At 63.3% G+C, this 16154-nt stretch carries 16 protein-coding genes; 9 read left to right on the forward strand and 7 right to left on the reverse strand.

Annotation, left to right across the window (positions count from 1 at the left end):
- Positions 1–591: 591 nt before the first annotated feature.
- The gene (locus ACSFA0_RS24990) at positions 592–738 is read left to right on the forward strand and encodes a hypothetical protein (protein ID WP_435452964.1); all 147 of its coding nucleotides are present in this window, start codon (positions 592–594) and stop codon (positions 736–738) included.
- Between the two features lie 233 nt (positions 739–971).
- On the opposite strand, the gene ACSFA0_RS24995 is transcribed toward ACSFA0_RS24990, so the two are convergent.
- Complete coding sequence (locus ACSFA0_RS24995; protein WP_435452965.1) at positions 972–2528, reverse strand: GIY-YIG nuclease family protein; 1557 nt, start codon at positions 2526–2528, stop codon at positions 972–974.
- Between the two features lie 501 nt (positions 2529–3029).
- A complete protein-coding gene (locus ACSFA0_RS25000; RefSeq protein ID WP_435452966.1) occupies positions 3030–3767 on the reverse strand; it encodes a hypothetical protein in 738 nt (245 codons plus the stop codon).
- A 247-nt stretch (positions 3768–4014) separates the two neighbouring features.
- Between ACSFA0_RS25000 and ACSFA0_RS25005 the strand changes: the two genes are divergently transcribed.
- Complete coding sequence (locus ACSFA0_RS25005; RefSeq protein WP_435452967.1) at positions 4015–4923, forward strand: DUF72 domain-containing protein; 909 nt, start codon at positions 4015–4017, stop codon at positions 4921–4923.
- 56 nt (positions 4924–4979) lie between these two features.
- On the opposite strand, the gene ACSFA0_RS25010 is transcribed toward ACSFA0_RS25005, so the two are convergent.
- Positions 4980–5219 (reverse strand): hypothetical protein, encoded by a 240-nt coding sequence (locus tag ACSFA0_RS25010; protein ID WP_435452968.1) that lies wholly within the window; start codon positions 5217–5219, stop codon positions 4980–4982.
- Positions 5220–5333: 114 nt separating this feature from the next.
- Between ACSFA0_RS25010 and ACSFA0_RS25015 the strand changes: the two genes are divergently transcribed.
- The 6 genes from ACSFA0_RS25015 to ACSFA0_RS25040 all read left to right on the forward strand — a co-directional run bounded on the left by ACSFA0_RS25015 (position 5334) and on the right by ACSFA0_RS25040 (position 8989).
- Entirely contained in the window at positions 5334–5810 is a 477-nt protein-coding gene (locus ACSFA0_RS25015; RefSeq protein ID WP_435452969.1) for a DUF4262 domain-containing protein, read from the forward strand.
- Positions 5811–5929: 119 nt separating this feature from the next.
- Positions 5930–6130, forward strand: coding sequence for a hypothetical protein (locus ACSFA0_RS25020; protein WP_435452970.1), 201 nt, complete (start codon positions 5930–5932; stop codon positions 6128–6130).
- Positions 6123–6872 carry a nucleotidyl transferase AbiEii/AbiGii toxin family protein gene (locus ACSFA0_RS25025; protein WP_435452971.1) on the forward strand — a complete coding sequence of 250 codons (750 nt, stop codon included), beginning with the start codon at positions 6123–6125 and terminating at the stop codon, positions 6870–6872. The genes ACSFA0_RS25020 and ACSFA0_RS25025 overlap by 8 nt, the downstream gene beginning before the upstream one ends.
- A gap of 158 nt (positions 6873–7030) precedes the next feature.
- The gene (locus ACSFA0_RS25030) at positions 7031–7438 is read left to right on the forward strand and encodes a TrfB-related DNA-binding protein (RefSeq protein ID WP_435452972.1); all 408 of its coding nucleotides are present in this window, start codon (positions 7031–7033) and stop codon (positions 7436–7438) included.
- 28 nt (positions 7439–7466) lie between these two features.
- Positions 7467–7808, forward strand: a complete 342-nt coding sequence (locus tag ACSFA0_RS25035) for a hypothetical protein (protein WP_435452973.1) — start codon at positions 7467–7469, stop codon at positions 7806–7808.
- 56 nt (positions 7809–7864) lie between these two features.
- Positions 7865–8989: a competence protein CoiA family protein gene (locus tag ACSFA0_RS25040; RefSeq protein ID WP_435452974.1), complete on the forward strand. Its 1125-nt coding sequence runs from the start codon at positions 7865–7867 to the stop codon at positions 8987–8989.
- Between the two features lie 128 nt (positions 8990–9117).
- Here the strand turns inward: ACSFA0_RS25040 and ACSFA0_RS25045 are convergent, their stop codons facing one another.
- The 3 genes from ACSFA0_RS25045 to ACSFA0_RS25055 are packed head-to-tail and all read right to left on the reverse strand — an operon-like array spanning position 9118 to position 13572.
- Positions 9118–10671, reverse strand: a complete 1554-nt coding sequence (locus ACSFA0_RS25045) for a hypothetical protein (RefSeq protein WP_435452975.1) — start codon at positions 10669–10671, stop codon at positions 9118–9120.
- A 7-nt stretch (positions 10672–10678) separates the two neighbouring features.
- Positions 10679–12121 (reverse strand): hypothetical protein, encoded by a 1443-nt coding sequence (locus ACSFA0_RS25050; protein ID WP_435452976.1) that lies wholly within the window; start codon positions 12119–12121, stop codon positions 10679–10681.
- Positions 12118–13572 carry a hypothetical protein gene (locus tag ACSFA0_RS25055; RefSeq protein ID WP_435452977.1) on the reverse strand — a complete coding sequence of 485 codons (1455 nt, stop codon included), beginning with the start codon at positions 13570–13572 and terminating at the stop codon, positions 12118–12120. Before ACSFA0_RS25055 ends, ACSFA0_RS25050 begins: the two co-directional genes overlap by 4 nt.
- Positions 13573–13718: 146 nt before the next feature.
- Here ACSFA0_RS25055 and ACSFA0_RS25060 point away from each other — a divergent pair, with 146 nt between their 5' ends.
- Positions 13719–14324, forward strand: coding sequence for a plasmid fertility inhibition factor family protein (locus ACSFA0_RS25060; protein WP_435452978.1), 606 nt, complete (start codon positions 13719–13721; stop codon positions 14322–14324).
- Positions 14325–14385: 61 nt separating this feature from the next.
- Here the strand turns inward: ACSFA0_RS25060 and ACSFA0_RS25065 are convergent, their stop codons facing one another.
- A complete protein-coding gene (locus ACSFA0_RS25065; protein WP_435452979.1) occupies positions 14386–15891 on the reverse strand; it encodes a hypothetical protein in 1506 nt (501 codons plus the stop codon).
- Positions 15892–16154 lie beyond the last annotated feature (263 nt).

The raw sequence follows: 16154 nt of genomic DNA on the forward strand, positions 1-16154 counted from the left end.
AGGTATCGGCTCCGCGCATCGTCTGGGGTCTTGGGTTGCAACTGTCGGTGGTGTCAACTTCCAACGCTTGAGGGCTGTCGCGCGCCGACTGGGAGAGGTATTTCAGCACCCTGCTAGCTCTTCCAGAACCGCCAGATAGACCGTTTCTGCTCTACGCGACTTGCCTCGAGCGGCGTCTTGATGGTCGTCGCAAAGCTGAACCTTCGGCGTGCCTCGACCTCGTACTCGTGAGCGAACCCTCGGGCGTGCACATCGCCGCGCAGTGCACGCGTCCGCCATTGGCGGGAGCGCGCTAGGACTTCTTCGTCCGGGAGAGTGGCAAGTTCTGTCATTCGATGAATTCTGCCGAATCGGCTGGGACTGCCGAAGGTCAAAAGACACACAAGCGGCTTCCTCCTACGAGGCACTTCGACGTCGTGGCGCGCCGACGTCGCTCAAGCACCAGCCCGGTGCTCCAATGTCTGGCGTCGCTCGTCGCACCTAGGCGGCTGGCCGTACCCAAAGCGTGACGCCCAGCCCCGCGACGCGCGAAGGATCTAGAACACCGCCTGCGACCAGTTGCAGATCAGGGCCGAAAGCGCCCCCGAGGAGGTGAGCCATCGCGTTGACTTCGCGCAGCAGCTCTACCCGCCCGCTCGCTACGAGCAGCGCCACGGCGCCGTCTACGTCAGTCGTAGCGGTGCCCTGCTCTATCCTGATGCCAGCGTCTTCGAGTGCCTGTTCCAGGGCCTGGGTTAGGCGTTTGGGCGGCCCGAATCCGCGGCCGACCCGGATCTGGCGGCCGTCGCCCACGATCCGATCCAGGTCAGCCCTATCGAAAGCAGGCCCAACCGCCCCCTCGAACATCTGTTCGATGACTTCCACACGCGCGCGGCGCCTCTCCGTTTCCATGCTGTCTCCTATTGGGAGGATTCAAGCACGCGGCGGGGGCAGCCGCCGTCAGCGAATTACGCATACCGGTACGGCCGCCCCTACGGGCGGAGCGGCTCAAGCCGCACACGCTGCGCTCCGATAGTGCAATGGACGATCACGTGGCAGAGCGGACATCCGGCAGGCCCAGTTGCGCCGATCGCGCCTAGGTAGCGCAAACGTGTGCCACAGCCACCGCACAGTGCTGTCCATGCCGCCCAGAGCTTGGGGGGCGCAGCTGCCAGCACCACTTCGACGCGGATCTCACTGGCCACGGACAAGCTGGGACGCGGCGGGCCCGGCGGCGGAATGGCGCCCCTGCGTGCCGCCAGTGCTGCCGCTGCCGTCACGGGAGCCTCCATTGGAACGCCCTCGTCGATCGCAGCCACGATCGCGCGCAGCGTGTTGAGCTCGGCGCGGATGAAGTGCTTCCTGGCATCGACGCGATATGGGGCGAAAGCCACAGCTGCTTGGGCGCCCGCAAGTGCGGTCGAGCCCACTGCCTTGCACGCGACCACCCGGTAGAAGCCAACCTGTGAGGTGAGCGTCCGTTGTGCCGCATTCAGCCTGTTCAAGACGGCGCGCTCAGTCTCCTTGGTCACGGTGTAAACGGCAGTGCCAGGCGCGTGCCAATAGTTCTGGCAGACGTACACCCACCCCCCATCGCTTCCATGACGGGGAGGTACCGGGACCTCTGGAAGCACTGGGACGGGCATCGGTGGGCGTTCCGCCCACATGGCACTGTCGAGGAAAGCGTTGACGGCCAGGCCGCCGTCCTCGGCCATAAGGGCGATAGCGTCCATCGCGCGCTTGAGAAGGGCCTCAGGCCCAACGAAGAACTCCCGTTCAGCAGCAATTCGACGCGTTGCAAGAACGTCGAACAATGCCTGCTCCATGTCGTAGCTCGAACCGACAACCACTGAGTGCAGCAGGCGGAAACGGCCGATGTCATTGGCCTCCTCCACCTGATTGTTGAGCGCGGCGATGCGCACAGGAGGCAGACCAACCGTGTAGCCGATCTTGTAGACGTGCTCACGACGCTCGTCGTTGCGCGCGAGGTACAGCACGCCCGGGACCCCGGAATGACGCCGGTAGTGCGCTGGGTCGATCAAGGCGGCAGGCTGCCTCGGCGGCGACGGCGACGGAGCCTTCCGGGTCGCCCTGGTACCGAGCGTATCGCTCAGGGCCGGCGATACCGCGTGCGACAAGGTCGGCGCAGGCGCCCCATCCAACGCCGGAGTTGACGCGGTCGGCTGCGTCGCGATCTTGTACTCACCTTTCGGCTCGACTTGCGCCGGTGCCAGAGTTGATGTCGGGCCCGGTGCCGGCGCCGACGCCAGCGGCCTCTCGGGGGTGTCAGGGTCTGCGCTGCGGGCGACGGTCGGTGCCCCCCAGTGTGTGGGAGCGGCTGCAGGAAGACGACCTGCCAGACCTGTCTCAGGTGTGGTGGTGGCGACCACGGCGGTCGCAGGCAGGTCGGCGCCTGCCGTCGCACCAGACGCACCCGTTGTCGGCCGGACCTTCGAGCGCGTCTTGTCCTCGCGAAAGAAGTACATGATCAAGCCGAAGGTTACGGGCGACAGTCCGCAGACCAGGGCCAACAGCGTCTCGATGCTCATGTCGGGCCAGGCGTGGAAGGGGTTCCCGGGCTCATGGCCTCGTGACCGCTGCGCCTGGCTCCTTCGAGACGCACATTGCAACCGCGCCTCGTTCCCCATTGACGACCACCTCTGCAAACGCAAAGTCGACTTTATGGGAGCGCATGATGGTTCGGAGCTCGTCCGTGCAGTAGAGATCCCCGAGGGCCTTTGAGATCGACCGATTCCGCTCGAACATTTCGGGCTTGACCGCTCCATCCTTTGAAGTCCGCCACTCGGCATGCGTCGAGTTGAACAGCGTCAAGTACGAGGACGGTGACTCGAGAGTCTGGCGCGCGGGGCCATTCCCGTCGAGTCGGGCTTGATTCCCGGCAACGATGCGAGCTGCATAAGCTCCAAGCGCCATGGCGGGCGTCGTCATAGCCGCCGGCGGCTGAGGCTCAGTGGGTTGCGATCGCTCGCTGCACGCGCCCAGCGCCAGGCTCGCGACGATGAGTGCAGCGAGGGATCTACGGTTGCCCGTCACACGAAGCCGATCCAGGCGAACGCTCGCCCTTTCGGCTTTTCAGACGCCGGCTGATCGATCCCGTGAACGAACTTCAAGCCGGTTAGCCCCGTCGCGACCACGTGCTCGGTTTCGCCTTCCGAAATGGCAAGTTTGTCAGTGAGAGACGCCCAGCCGTCAGAGGTCAGATGGTGACGGCGGAGCACCTCCAGGTCCTTCGCGCCCATGCTCAACCCTGACGGCCACACCAGGTGTTTCTCCTGGAAGCCCTCAAGCGTGGCCAACACCTTCGCGAGAGTGCCACCCGGCACGAGCACGGTCGGCGAAACCCATGCTGGATCCGGGACATATGCGGGGCCCGCAAGCTCGGCATCGAGCAGATCCCACCGGTCCCGGTAGGGCTCGAGCTGGCGCTGGTAGGCCTTGTTCATGCTGTAGATGCCAAACCCATCGAACCAGGGGCGCCGAAGTTCCATCACGGCGGTCGCTGGCAGCACCCAGATGTGTGGCGCGACGCTGACGTTGTTGAAGGCCGTGTAGTGCAGCAAAACAAAAACGAGGTTCTGCTCGTGCGAGTAGTCCGCCTTCCCGATGGGCCACTTGCCCCCACCGGTGATTGCCTTCACGGAGATCTGGAAGATCCTGCCGGTTGAAGCCTTCGAAAGGATGTCGATGTTCTTAGCGTTCCCCAGAGTGAGGGCTGGCTGGTGCCCGGCGCGATACAGGCGCTCCAGGACTGCGAATTCGCCGGCCATGCCGGTAGCGTGCCCATTGGCCATCAAAAGACTCCAGATCTGTTCTTGTCGCGCGCAGGCACGGTCGCAGGATGGTAGCCGGCCGCGCGCTATCTAGGCGACAATGATTTCGGGCCTGATGCGCTCGTAAGGCCGTGGGGCCGTGGGGCCGTGGGGCCGTGGCGCCGAGGGGCCGAGGGGCGTAGGGGCCGGGCCCATGATGGGCGGGGTCGCCTCCAACCAAGAAGGAATTCATGCAGGGCTTCCCATGACCATTCTGGTCGGCACTGCGTCTTGGACCGACAAGACGCTCATCGACAGCGGGCTCTTCTATCCGCCCGAGGTGAAAAGCGCGGAGGCTCGCCTACGCTTTTACGCTTCGGTCTTCCCCATGGTCGAGGTGGACAGCAGCTACTACGCCATCCCGTCCCAAACCAATGCGCGGCTTTGGGCGGAGCGAACGCCGCGTGACTTCACGTTCAACGTCAAGGCGTTCCGGTTGTTCACCGGCCACCAGACAGAAGCCAAGGTCCTGGACCGCGATATACGGGAGAGCCTGCCGGCCAACCTCGCGTCGAAACCGAAGCTGTACTACAAGGACTTGCCGCTTCAGATCCTCGACGAGCTCTGGCGCCGTTTCCACTTAGCGGTCGCACCGTTGCGTGAAAGTGGCAAGCTGACCGCAATCCATTTCCAGTTCGCCCCATGGGTCATCTGTAACCGCGATGGCCAGGCACATCTCCGGGAGTGCGCCTCGAGGATGGGTGAGCAGCTGATGGCGGTCGAATTTCGGAACAAGACTTGGTTTGACGCCTCGCACGCGTCCTCAACGCTCGAGCTCGAACGCGAGCTGGGCGTCGCGCACGTCGTCGTGGACAGCCCGAAGGTTGAAACCGCGAATGTCGTTCCGTCGATCTGGGAAATCACCAGCACCAGGCTATCCATCCTCCGCCTGCACGGACGAAACAGCGCGACCTGGAACATCAAGGGCGCCACCTCGGCATCGGATCGGTTCGATTGGGACTACAGCCAAGCTGAGCTGGAGGCGCTCGTCCCTCAGATCCGCGAGCTCGAGCAACGAGTCGAGGTGCTGCAAGTCATCTTCAACAACAACAGGGAGGACCAGGGACAGCGCAATGCCAGGACCTTGATGGATATCCTAGGGATTGAGCGCTGATTGCGCGCGAAGGCTCAGATTCGGTGTCGCTGCTGTTCGCGCAACCATCAGCGATCTTAGAACGGGTAATAGACCGCCCGAATGTGCTCTCCTGCGTTTCCGCCCGCCTCGCCGTCGCCGTAACCGTCGCCGATCTGAGCGCACAGCTGGACCACATCGACGATCATGTCGAGTAGGTTCTGATCCATCTTGTCACCTTCACGGATCAGGCCGTGGCGCGCAGCAAGATCGGTGAACACCTCCACGGGCTCCGCGGTCAGCGGAACTTGTTGTGTCAGGGGGTCGTAGGAACTCATTGAATTTGCCTCGCTGTTTGCAGCAGGCCGATTACCGCCTGCTGATGTCCGAAAATCCTCGATGGAGGAGCAGATTACTCCGGAGTCACGTCGCTTGGATGCCAGAATATGCGCATGCTTTTTGACAGCGATGAACGCCGCACTCCCATCCGAACACCTCGATCGAGTTGGGGCCTCCAGACGGTGGCTGAGGATCCGATGCACGGACGCCCTGGGTACACCCGAACGACGGGCCTGCAGTCCGGCTTCGTGCATCCCGACTTGATCGTCTTCGGACTGGACGGCGCGGTAGCGCAACGTTTACTGGCCGACCTGGCGGAGCAAGTCGCTGAAGGCGTTCGGCTCGACGCCGAGCAGACGATCGAGGGCGTAGCCAGCTTGCCGCTCAGCCTCCGACCGACCGACGGCCGCCTGAAGCACCACGTGCGTGACGGGCTGCCCGGCGGTGCTGACTTTCTGCAGATCGTGTGGCCCGATCGCACTGGCACGTTCCCCTGGGAGGACGGGTATGACGAGACTCAGCGCCCTGGGCAGCCGCTCCTGTTCGGCATTGAGCTGCTCGCGCGACCGATTTCCCGGATGCTTCACTAGCCGAATAATCGATCGGCTGCACGTGTACGGATGGTCCGCGCATGCAGTCGAAAATGGACAATCGGAGCTCAGGGCGCTTTCGCAATAAAATCCGCCTTTTGCGACGCTCCTCGCCTCTCATGATCACCATCGGCGACTTTCCTGAGCTCAAGCTCATCTGCTGGAATCGGCGCGCCGACGACCAGATCGATGACGCGACGGCGTTTGCCCTGTACGAGCGAAACTGGAAGCACGTCGATCCAGCGCGCCTGAGCGCGCCGGAGCGCGAGCTGATCGAGCGTTTGACGCGTGAGCAGGGTCACGGAGTCATGAATGTTTGAGCGGGAGCACCACCGGCGCATCGCGAAGGTGCTGGCCGCTTTCGATGCCAAGGTACTGGAGGACGCTCAGTGTTTCTTCGGTGGCGGCACAGCAATCGCGCTGTCGCTTGGTGAGTACCGTCGCTCAGACGACATCGACATGCTGTGTTCGTCGCAGGACGGCTACCGAACGATCCGCAATCTCGTCAACAGCGATCTCGGCCCACTTCTCAAAACACCGCAGAAGCATATGCGTGAGGTCCGTGCCGACAGGTACGGGATTCGCACTGTTCTCGAGGTCGACGGCGAGCCGGTCAAGTTCGAAATTGTGAATGAGGGCCGGATCGTCGTCACCGGCGCCATGCATTCTGAGTTCGGCGTTCCAACGCTCTCCCGTGTCGATATGTACGCGGAAAAACTCTTGGCCAATGCTGACCGGGCGCGCGACAAGTCCGTCTCGAGCCGAGACATCATCGACCTCGCGATGATGATCGATGGCTGGGGACCGATCCCGCCCGCCGCATGGCAGAAGGCTGTTGCTCCTTACGGCGCCTCGGTGGAAAAGGCCTTCCGCGTTGCCACGGAGATGGTCACCGACCAAGCCTACCTGGCGTCGTGTCTGAAGACCATGCAGATGGATGCGGCGCTTGCGCCGCGCATCCTGGCGGCGCTGGGCCCACCGCCCGAGCCTGGTCTGATGAGAACGATGCGCGGCGCGCCAAGTGACAGCAGTCCGAGCCTCATCGCACGCAAACGTCCCTGATTGACCGGCGGGCCTCGGCTCATTCACGCTGACGAGATGTCGTGCACGACGTCAGACCCCTCCAGCACTGAAATTGCGCCTTTTGCAGTGCTGCTGGGACCTGGAGTCGCTCCGGGCTGCGCTAAGCTTTCGCCCTCCAACCAATAAGGCGAAGGAACATGGGCAGCGACGAATCCAGCGGTAGCCGTGTGAGGGCCAAGGCCACGCTCACACGGGACCAGTTTGACGCGGCGATCGGTCGGTCCAAGTCATTGAAGGCTCGGACGATTGCGATCGCACGCGGGGTTCTTGTCGACGGCCGTCCGCAGTCAGATTTTGTGGCGGCCTACGGCCTCTCAAAGAGCGCCGTGTCGCAGGCTGTTTCACGCATTGCAGCTTACTGCGACGTGCCGGCCGGCCATGTACAGATCACAGCTGTCTTACCGCTGCACCAGGCAGACATCGTTCGCGGATGGGCGTCCGATGCTTCGCGCGCTCATGCGCAAGCGTTTCAATCCCGGGCGGCAGTGCCACAGCCCTCTACCGGGCGTCAGGTTCCGCCCGAAGCCACCAGCACGGGTCCATGAAAGTTCACCGCCAATGAGTCACGCCCTCTTGACCAAGAAAATCCCGGCCCCGATCTATGCCTTCGGCGTCATCTATTTCTGCCTCAGCGTGGCGCTCCTGTTCAACTGGCCTTCGATCGCCCATGCAGTTCGACTGGTGCTGGGCGCTGTCCTGTTCTTCTTCGTCGTTCGTGGGAGTCGCTTCGCCGGCAACCTGCTCGCGGTTCTCTCGGCCGCGGCAGGCGCCTATGTTTTTGCTGTGGGCGCTGTAGACCTCTTTGTGCCCGCAGGGATCTTGCTGGTGTTCGCCGCGTACATGCACTGGTCGCGACGTGTACGGGTTTTTCAGGAGACCTCGCGGGCAGGCGTGCAGTTGCCGCCCGCCTCCTAGCAAGGCCTCCTGGGGGTCTGGGCGCTACAGTGTTGCCTTCACATCGCGCGCCTTCAATGACCCGCTTTCCGATCTTTGCTGGACTTGACGCCCACGGTGTTACCCGTTTCGTCGCGGACGTACCGGGGGGCGCCGCATGTGGCTGCCACTGCGCAGCCTGTGGCGCGGCGCTCGTGGCCAAGCGGGGCGACGTAAAGATTTGGCACTTCGCCCATGAGGCCAGCCAAGAGCGGCCCGAGTGCTTCGCCGGCGCGGTCAACTTGCTGCGCCGGCTGGCCGCTCAGTACCTTGCTATCCGCTCACCAGTGCTCACGCCCACCGCGTACGTGGTCGTCGATACCAGTGCTCCACTCCCACACCTGACCGAACGCGTCGCCTGGGAGCCTGGATTGGCGTCACTCATCGAATGGAACCTTGACGCACCGCGACATGCACCAATGGCGGCGGCTGAGCTTGCGAGTGGCTTGGCCGTCCCCCTCCACATCGTGATCACCGGAACCGCGCCTGTCCCCGGTCCGCAGGCCATGGTCAATGCGGCGATCAGTTTCGAAGTGGGGTTCCCGGACGACGCTGTGTGGCTCAAGTCTGCCGAGGCGGCTACTCAGTGGATCCGTTTGAAGGGGAAGCTGCGTTGGCTCGCTGGTCCCGATAACGCCCAGCTCCGCGCGGCTGCGCTCACCAAACTTGAAGCAAAGGCCCGGGAGCTCCAAATCCAGCAGCGGTCCCAGGACCAGCGTATTCAACAGATCTGGAATGCGCAGCGCCGCGGTCAAGTGGCTTCAGCGAGAAGCGTCGCGCCGGTGGTTGGTGACAGGTATGCCGCCGACCGAGCAGAGCATCCTGTTCCGGCGCCGCCGGCAGCACCCCGGCTCGAACCCTCGCCATGGGCACGCTGGCGCAATCCCAATAGCTCAATGATCTTCTACGGGGCAACCGCGGGCACTGGCTGGCTTGTACTCCAGCACCAGGACGGTCGTTCTGTCGCCGTGCCCTGGCCGAGTGTGGAAGAAGGCTGGGATGAGGAGCTTCCTGCAAGAATCGGAACGCCGGATTCCGAGCTCGGTGGCGTGGTGTTGGCGAATCTTGCCGAGGCCATGATGTACCTCGGTCCTATCTACCCTGGCCTGCACACGTTCGGCAGCTGGGAGGCACTTTCGGACTTCATGGACCGGCGCGCTTAGACAGTCGCGAGGGGACGGCCTGGTGCTGGTCTCAGCGGCCGCCGACTTCGATCGCACCCGCCGCGCCGGGCAAGCCTAGAGCGACGAGCCGCATCCGAGCTACGTGCCGTCCGCCCGCCCCTGCCTACTCAAGGCTGTAGCGCTTTCGGTCCCGCGATGTCGAACTCCTCGATCAAGCGGGTTGCGCTTTGGCGCAGCCGGTAAGACTTGACGATCGAGGTCCACTGCTGCTTTTTCTCCGGCTCGCGGATGGTGTCCAGCGCAGTCCAGCCCTCACCGTTCTTCGCATCGGGATCGGCACCGAGCGCCAAAAGAATCGGGAGCTTGGCTTGCATATCCGGGAGGGGCAGTATTGCGCAGCTGTGAATGGCAGGCGCCTGTACGCCAGCTGAGAGCTCTGCCATCCGAGCGAGATCGTGGCCACGCGTCGTCAGCGCCTTGATCGTTTGGATGAAGTTCGTCTCGTCCAAGTGGTTTTGTGCCTTGATTACGCCCTCCACCCTGCTGCTGCGAACGGCATATCCGTGGCTGATCCCGCATCCATTGGGAAAGCGTGCAGCTGCTTCGATGAATGCGCCCGCCAGTTCGAGTGCGGGATGGCAGTGCGTGGCCAGCGCCTCACGCACTACCCGCGGCACCAATGCTTTACCGGCGGGAGGCTGTTCAGAAGCAGCGATTCTCGCAGCGTAAGAACTGAGGAACTCAACGAGCGGCGTGTGGTCGTCTGCGAAGCCGCCCGCAAGCATCCGAATGCTCGAGGGTTCCCACGCAACGCCGCGCACAGTGCAGCGGCGCAGGTATGCGCCAAGCAAAGCAAAGCGGAATCTGTCGGCCACGTGCGCATCACTGAACTCACGTTCGCTGTCGCCGACGGCCAGGTCGATCTGATGCTGTCTGGACGCAGCACCGTCGATCGCAAACAGCAGGCCCCGGACCTCTGCGAGAGACGCCTCCTTGCCGTCGAAGAGCTTTTCAAGCAAGGGTACGACTATCGGATGCGAGCAGTACGCATCGACAATGTCGTGAGCCTCTCGGTCAGCGAGCGTCTCGATGCTGATAAGCAATAAGAGCGCCGATTGTTGCGTTGAACGTGCGAGCAGCTCTTGGGCAACGAGGAAGTTGCCAGCTCGCATCGCCTCCTCGATGCAGCCGACGTCGACGGCTCCAACATCACCCAGCAGCGATCGGAAGGTAGCCGCACTATCCGCACCGGCGGCGATAAGTGCCGTCGCCGCGCGCGGGTCCTTGACCTGGCCTACAGCCATCTGCAACAAAAGCGTGACGCGGCGCTCCCCAGACGGTTGGCTGCGCGCCCATTTCGCAGCCCGATGCAAGAAACGCATCTGGTCGGCATTCATCGGGTCGCCGTTATGGTTCGCGACGTACTGGATACAAGCTCCGAGGTAGGACACGGGCTCGTTCGACAGCCGCGTCTGAGCATCGCCGGCGTGTGCAGGGACGTACGAGGGTTTGCGTGCGACCTGCAGCATCTTGAGTGGGCAGCCCTCTCGTGCAGTCTCCTCTGCGAAATCGAGGAAGCCGTTCATCGACACTCCGTCCTTCCTGACCGCCAGGGTGAACAAAAACTCCAGCAACGAATGCTCAGATGTCTCGGCGATCTTCCTGAAGAGCGCAGCGTCGTGTCCGGGCTGCAGCACGGTGAGCAATGAGGGTGTGGACATCTGTTTTCTACTTCAGAAGGGTTGCTGAGCTGTTCGCCAGATCGGGGAGATCTAGCGCGGCCAGGACACTGGCGGTTTTGCGCCGCGCGACGAAGGCCCGCATCAGGGCGGCGAGCTCCGCGGCCGAAGGGGCGTTGCTGCTCTCCGCGTGGTCGAGCGGCGAGCATTCACCCTCCGCGCGGTCCGATGGATCCAAGCCGCTCTCGAGACACGCCAGGAGGACACGGCGAAAGTTTGAGTCCATCCAAGCGAGCACTGGAGCCCGCGGAGGCTCTGCGCCGCCGTCATCGCTCGGGACAGGACGCAGCAAGTGCTGGCGCCAGGGCTCATGATCCTCGACGGCGCATTCGACCAGCACCAGCGCCGCATCCTCGATGCCTTGATGTGACATATGACGGTACTCCGACGCGCCGAGCGCGAGCCGACTGGAGAGCCCCTGCTTCCACAAATCCGCCCACGGCATGCGGCCGCGAAAGTGCCTCACCACGTCTGGATAGCCGTGATGGACAGACTCGAGCACGGCATCCGCTGCGACCACATCAAACACGCCAGCGGCGAGCATCGCAGGAATGAGCTTCTTGCGCGCGCTCGCTTTCTGCAGCTGCATCTCAAACAGAAACTGCCTGGCGAAGTAACAGAGCCCCTCCGTCGTCTTCGAGGCTGCTTCCTCTGTCGCGGGTGACGCGGACAGCCTCATATCGAGGGCGCGGACCGCGACCTCCGGGCTGCAATAGGGCTCGAACTTCGACCACGTCGTCAGCATGTCGAGCGATCTCTGACCATTGTGATGAGATTCGGCCAACCTGGCGTCGGGAGGCAGTCCGGCCTCGACCAGTGCATCGATCGACGCCCAGGCCGAGAACTGGATGGCCGCGTAGAAGGCGGTCACGCGCATCCCCGTATGGGCGCCGCTTGTAATCCACGGGCGTTTGTTGATCCAGTCCATCGAGACTGCTTCGCCCTGGGCGCCAGGGTCTGCATCGGTGATCACCTTGACCGCCGGCGGTGCATCCAGTGCGCAGGCGCCAACCAGCGCCAGCGCCAGCATCTGCCGCGGGGCTGGCGTACTCTTTGCGGATCCGACCAAACGCTCTACAGCGCTCGTGTACACATCAACGAAACCCTCGCAGGGGCGAAGCCGTACGTAGTTGATCCACCCGTCGTGCGACCCAAAGTCGATGCCGACGGAGTTCAGGAAACCCATCAGCTTTCGGACCCGCTCTTCGACGACGCGTTCGCGCGCCCGCGTCCCGTCCAGATCGAAGCAGCCAACCGCAACGGCGGACTGCAGCCAAGCGATCGCCTCCTTCTGTAGCGCAGGCATGCCGGCGTATACCAGCGGCCCGTCGGTAGCCACACAAACCCGAGCCGCTGCCTGCTCTATGGCCTGCAGGAGCGCTTGCTCGTCATTCGGCTCCGTAGCCAAGGGGAAAGACAGTGTTGAGCTCACAGGCATGGAATCTCACACTCGGCTCTGGCAAGCGCAGCACTCGCGACGAGCCTGGCCTGGTAAGACCGCACAGCAGCGAGCGTATCCACACTCCCTTCAGCCTCAGCCATCTCCAGCAACGTAAGAGCACGGTCGTCTAAGCGCTTCATTGGAGCTAGGCCTGCTTGCATCAGCTCGACCAGCACACCGGTCATTCCGGCGCGCACCAGTGAGTAAGCGGGCTCGACGACGAACTGGCCGCCGTCTGCCGTTTCGTCATCGATGTAGGGTGTCAGGATGCCGGCCATGGCTTCTGTACCGTCCTGGCGCGCATTCGCGATCAGTTCGAGGAGCCGTCGCTCAGTTTCCGCCGGCCTGAAGGACGTGTTCGCGCAGTTGGCCAAAAAAGCCGCATCGGGCTGTTCATCGCCGACCAGCCGCCCCCACGGCATTTGGCCCTTGAAATGCTCGAGCACATCGTCTGCGCCATGCAGGCACGCTGCCGTGACCGCCTGCGCCGGCATCGAGTCAAGAAAGCCAGCGCGCAAAAACGTGGGAATGTGAGCCCGGAGGTGGTCATGAATACCGGGTGCGAGGCTGGCGATCATGGCCTCGCGAAGGGATTCGGGACAGGCGAAGGGTGCAGTTTGCCCGCCCAGTTCGAGGCCTAGCGCCATCGCATGCGTCTCGATGTGCGCACGGCACGCGCTCCACACGGTCAGCGCGTCATATGGCCCGCCGCCGGAGCCTACAGCCGAAAACGCGATCGGCTCGCGCGCGTCGAACCCAGCCTCCACGAAGGCGCGCATGCATGCGGTACTTGAAAAGTACATCGCGAAGAAAAACGGTCGTGCACTCAGGTGCGCTGGCCGGCTCCCCGCGCGCGCAAGCGGTTGGCATCTCGCACCCTGCTCTCCCATCACCGTGCTCAGTTCGAGAGGAAGTTTCATGGCCAACGGGCGACGTTTGCCAAGGGCGAGGACGCATTCGGGCATATCCAGGGCGCTGCCCATCACCATCAGCATTGCGAACGCATGGTCACGCTCGTGATCACCGTGGTCGAGCATGAGCGTATCGAGCTCTTCATCGTCCCGGATCGTCGCCACTACAAGCTGCGCATACGTCTGCGCGAATTCCGCGCTCGCGACGATTTCTACCGCCCGTGCGGGCGGGCCCGCATCAGCGATCCTCGTGTTCTGCCGCGACAGTCCCTGCAGGTACACGTCTAGAAGCCGTGCGCGCCGGTCCAATGCCGCCGATAAGTCGTCCTTCGAGTAGGCCGGGTCGAGCATCGACGAGACGCTCATGAAGCCCTCGTTCACTGCGTCCAGGAGCCAGCCCGGCGAATCCACGTCCGGCATGGATGAATGGTGGGAGATCGTCTCTCTCAGAGCGCCGACCGTCATCCCTGCCAGCGCCATGGTGCGCTCAGCAGCTGTTCTTGGGCCCTGCGGGCGTGTTCTGGTGTTCACGAGACTTGCTTCGAGCTTGGCGGAGACCCGAAAGAGTACACCGTGAAGCCAAAATCGCGCGGAAATCGACTGCCGATTATCCTCTTACGGTCAACCGCGCTTTAAACGACAAGCGCGGCCCATGTTCCTTTGCACCTGGCCGCCTCATGCGCATCGAAAGCAAAAAGTACTTCGGCACGTCTCTCACGGTTTTTCATGTGCCGATCGACGACTCCACCGTATCAATGTGCGCGGGCCGGTCCGAGGACCCGGACGCTCCGGGGTCGGTCGTATTTGTCGATGCGGAGCGTTTCCTCGAAGCCTGGCGTGCGGATACGGGACACTATCTGCACGACGTCGCACGCGGCGATCCGTCGACTTGGCCAAGCGATTACAAGTTCCAGGGCGCAGCTGACGGCTTCGCATCGCACGAGCGAAGCCCTGTGCCACTGGCTCAATGGACGGCGCGCCATAACGCGGTGATACCCGTGCGATCGCGATTCGATCCAACAACCATCCCAGGACCCGACCATGAAGAAGTCAGGCTGTGCGTGTACCCCATAGACGGCGTCACGCGCACGATCTGGTTGCTCACGCATGGAGCTAAAGTCGTACCCGTCCATTGTTTCAGCCCGAATGAGGCGGCCTTGATGGCAGATGCCTGCGGTGTGCCAGGCCTGGCGCCGGTCTCCATAGCGGAGCTGACCGCCATGACCGCGTCAGGCGAGATCTCCTTGGAGATGCCGTCTCGCACCCGCCGCTTGCGGCCATGAGCCGGGGGCGGCTGCCCGCTCCCCCAGACCCGGGCTCGCCGCCTTCCCCCGACTCGCCGGGTCAAGGGCGTGCGCGGCTGCAGCTCTCAATTTCCGTGAGCAGCTCTTGCACGCGGGCGCGCTGCCCATATGCCTGGATGCTGGCTAGCACGCTGAATGCCTTCTCGTTCGCCATCTCGGATGCCACCGTGACTGCAGCTGGCAGTCCAACGTAGCTCAAGTGCGGGTCGAAACCCTCGTCCATGTACTTCCCAAGCGCCCTGGAGAAGCCGGCCGCGATCAGCGCATGAATGGGCTGGGCGCGCGCGGTGGCGTCATCGTAAATCGCCGATAGCGACACGACTTCGAACGTGTCAGGGCAAGCGGCCTCCTGCGCCATCCCCAGCAGCTCGAGACAGGCGTCCTCGAATCCCGCTGAATCCGGCTCGGATTTGGACGAAACCGCGATCGCGACGATCAGGTCGACGGGCCGCGCCCCTTCGGGCAAGCCGGCCCAGTCGATCTTGTCACGGAGGTGGCGAAGGATGTCTGCCCGACCCGACCAAGCTGCACTCCTGACAGCGGGAACGACGTCTGCATCGAATGCACGCGCGGCTAAGAATGCGGGCAGCCGGTCGGCTAGAAAGTCATGGCCAGGCCGCCTCTTCAGCGAAGCACACAGCCGCGCAGTCAGTTGCTGCTCGTAGTGCCCATCCTCCGCGCGTGGCCCCTCCCCGACGGCGACAAAGCTGTTCCGCCTCAGCATCGCATCGGTAAGGACGTCCACTGCACCTGTGGGATCGAAGACGTCCCAGCAGGTTACGGCATCAAAACCGTGGACCGTGAACCGCTCTTGAGAAGGCTCCGATAGCCTGAAGGCGAGCGGAGCGTTGCCGGGCAAGCCGGCGTGCAGAAGAGCTGCAACTGCAGTGTGGCTGGAGAACTGGATCGCAGCGTAGTAAGGTGTGACAGCTAGCTCAAACCCGTGCGACAGCAGTCGCTGCCAAGGCGGGCCTACGGCGTCCACCGGGACCTGAAGCGGATGCGTCATGGCCTCCGGACAGGCCTCGGCGAGCGCCTCGACCTCCACGCCTAGATCCAGCGCAGCGGCGCCCATCATCACTGTGGCCACGCAGCTCACGTACGCTGGTGAACGCGCGGCACCGATCGGGCGCTCCGTACCAGCTCTCTCGGACACACGACGTGCAAGATTTGCAAACGTTGTCAGGAACTCAGGGGTGGGATCCAGACGAATCGACAGGATTCCGCCTGGTGCTGGCGGGGGGCAGATCACCCAGTTGAGAAACTGGACCATGGCTACCAACCGCGGCAGTGCATCCGCGGCGCAGCGCGACGTCTCGGGGCCGGCCACGTCGAAGTCGAAGCTGCCACCATCGACATGGGCCTGCAACCAGCGGAGCCCATCAAGACATGGGTCCTGGCCGTCGCTCGAGTCGGACGTAGCGGTCAGCAACTGCATCGCAAGGCCAAGGCGTGACACCTCCTTAACTTGCGCCAGAAAGAGGGGCTCGGCCTCAGAGTCCGCCCCCACGGCAACGAGCGGCAGAAAGGCTCCTTGCGCGGTCATCGCATGCCTCCATACAGGTTGTGGTCAGGATCAGCCAAAAGTAATGCAGAGGAAAATGATTGACGACACGTGGGCACGTAGGCGGAAGGAGTTCTACCGCGACGCGAACCCTAGCCCACTTCGTGGATGTCTGCCATTTCAGGATGTGCCGGGGCAAAGGCCCCAGAGGGCTACGTGGCCACGTCGACAATAGGGCTCCAGGCCGGCTGCCACCCTCAGGTGCGGCACGGCGCAACTGGCTGCAGCACGACTGCGCACAGCAC

Origin of the sequence: Variovorax restrictus (assembly GCF_051216715.1) — a bacterium.
In the GTDB taxonomy this organism is placed as follows: domain Bacteria; phylum Pseudomonadota; class Gammaproteobacteria; order Burkholderiales; family Burkholderiaceae_C; genus Variovorax.

Bases quoted from the DNA above. Each gene is read 5' to 3' on its own strand.
- ACSFA0_RS24995 (WP_435452965.1), bottom strand. From the start codon at position 2,528: ATGAGCATCGAGACGCTGTTGGCCCTGGTCTGCGGACTGTCGCCCGTA.
- ACSFA0_RS25000 (WP_435452966.1), bottom strand. From the start codon at position 3,767: ATGGCCGGCGAATTCGCAGTCCTGGAGCGCCTGTATCGCGCCGGGCAC.
- ACSFA0_RS25005 (WP_435452967.1), top strand. From the start codon at position 4,015: ATGACCATTCTGGTCGGCACTGCGTCTTGGACCGACAAGACGCTCATC.
- ACSFA0_RS25010 (WP_435452968.1), bottom strand. From the start codon at position 5,219: ATGAGTTCCTACGACCCCCTGACACAACAAGTTCCGCTGACCGCGGAG.
- ACSFA0_RS25015 (WP_435452969.1), top strand. From the start codon at position 5,334: ATGCTTTTTGACAGCGATGAACGCCGCACTCCCATCCGAACACCTCGA.
- ACSFA0_RS25020 (WP_435452970.1), top strand. From the start codon at position 5,930: ATGATCACCATCGGCGACTTTCCTGAGCTCAAGCTCATCTGCTGGAAT.
- ACSFA0_RS25025 (WP_435452971.1), top strand. From the start codon at position 6,123: ATGTTTGAGCGGGAGCACCACCGGCGCATCGCGAAGGTGCTGGCCGCT.
- ACSFA0_RS25030 (WP_435452972.1), top strand. From the start codon at position 7,031: ATGGGCAGCGACGAATCCAGCGGTAGCCGTGTGAGGGCCAAGGCCACG.
- ACSFA0_RS25040 (WP_435452974.1), top strand. From the start codon at position 7,865: ATGACCCGCTTTCCGATCTTTGCTGGACTTGACGCCCACGGTGTTACC.
- ACSFA0_RS25045 (WP_435452975.1), bottom strand. From the start codon at position 10,671: ATGTCCACACCCTCATTGCTCACCGTGCTGCAGCCCGGACACGACGCT.
- ACSFA0_RS25060 (WP_435452978.1), top strand. From the start codon at position 13,719: ATGCGCATCGAAAGCAAAAAGTACTTCGGCACGTCTCTCACGGTTTTT.
- ACSFA0_RS25065 (WP_435452979.1), bottom strand. From the start codon at position 15,891: ATGACCGCGCAAGGAGCCTTTCTGCCGCTCGTTGCCGTGGGGGCGGAC.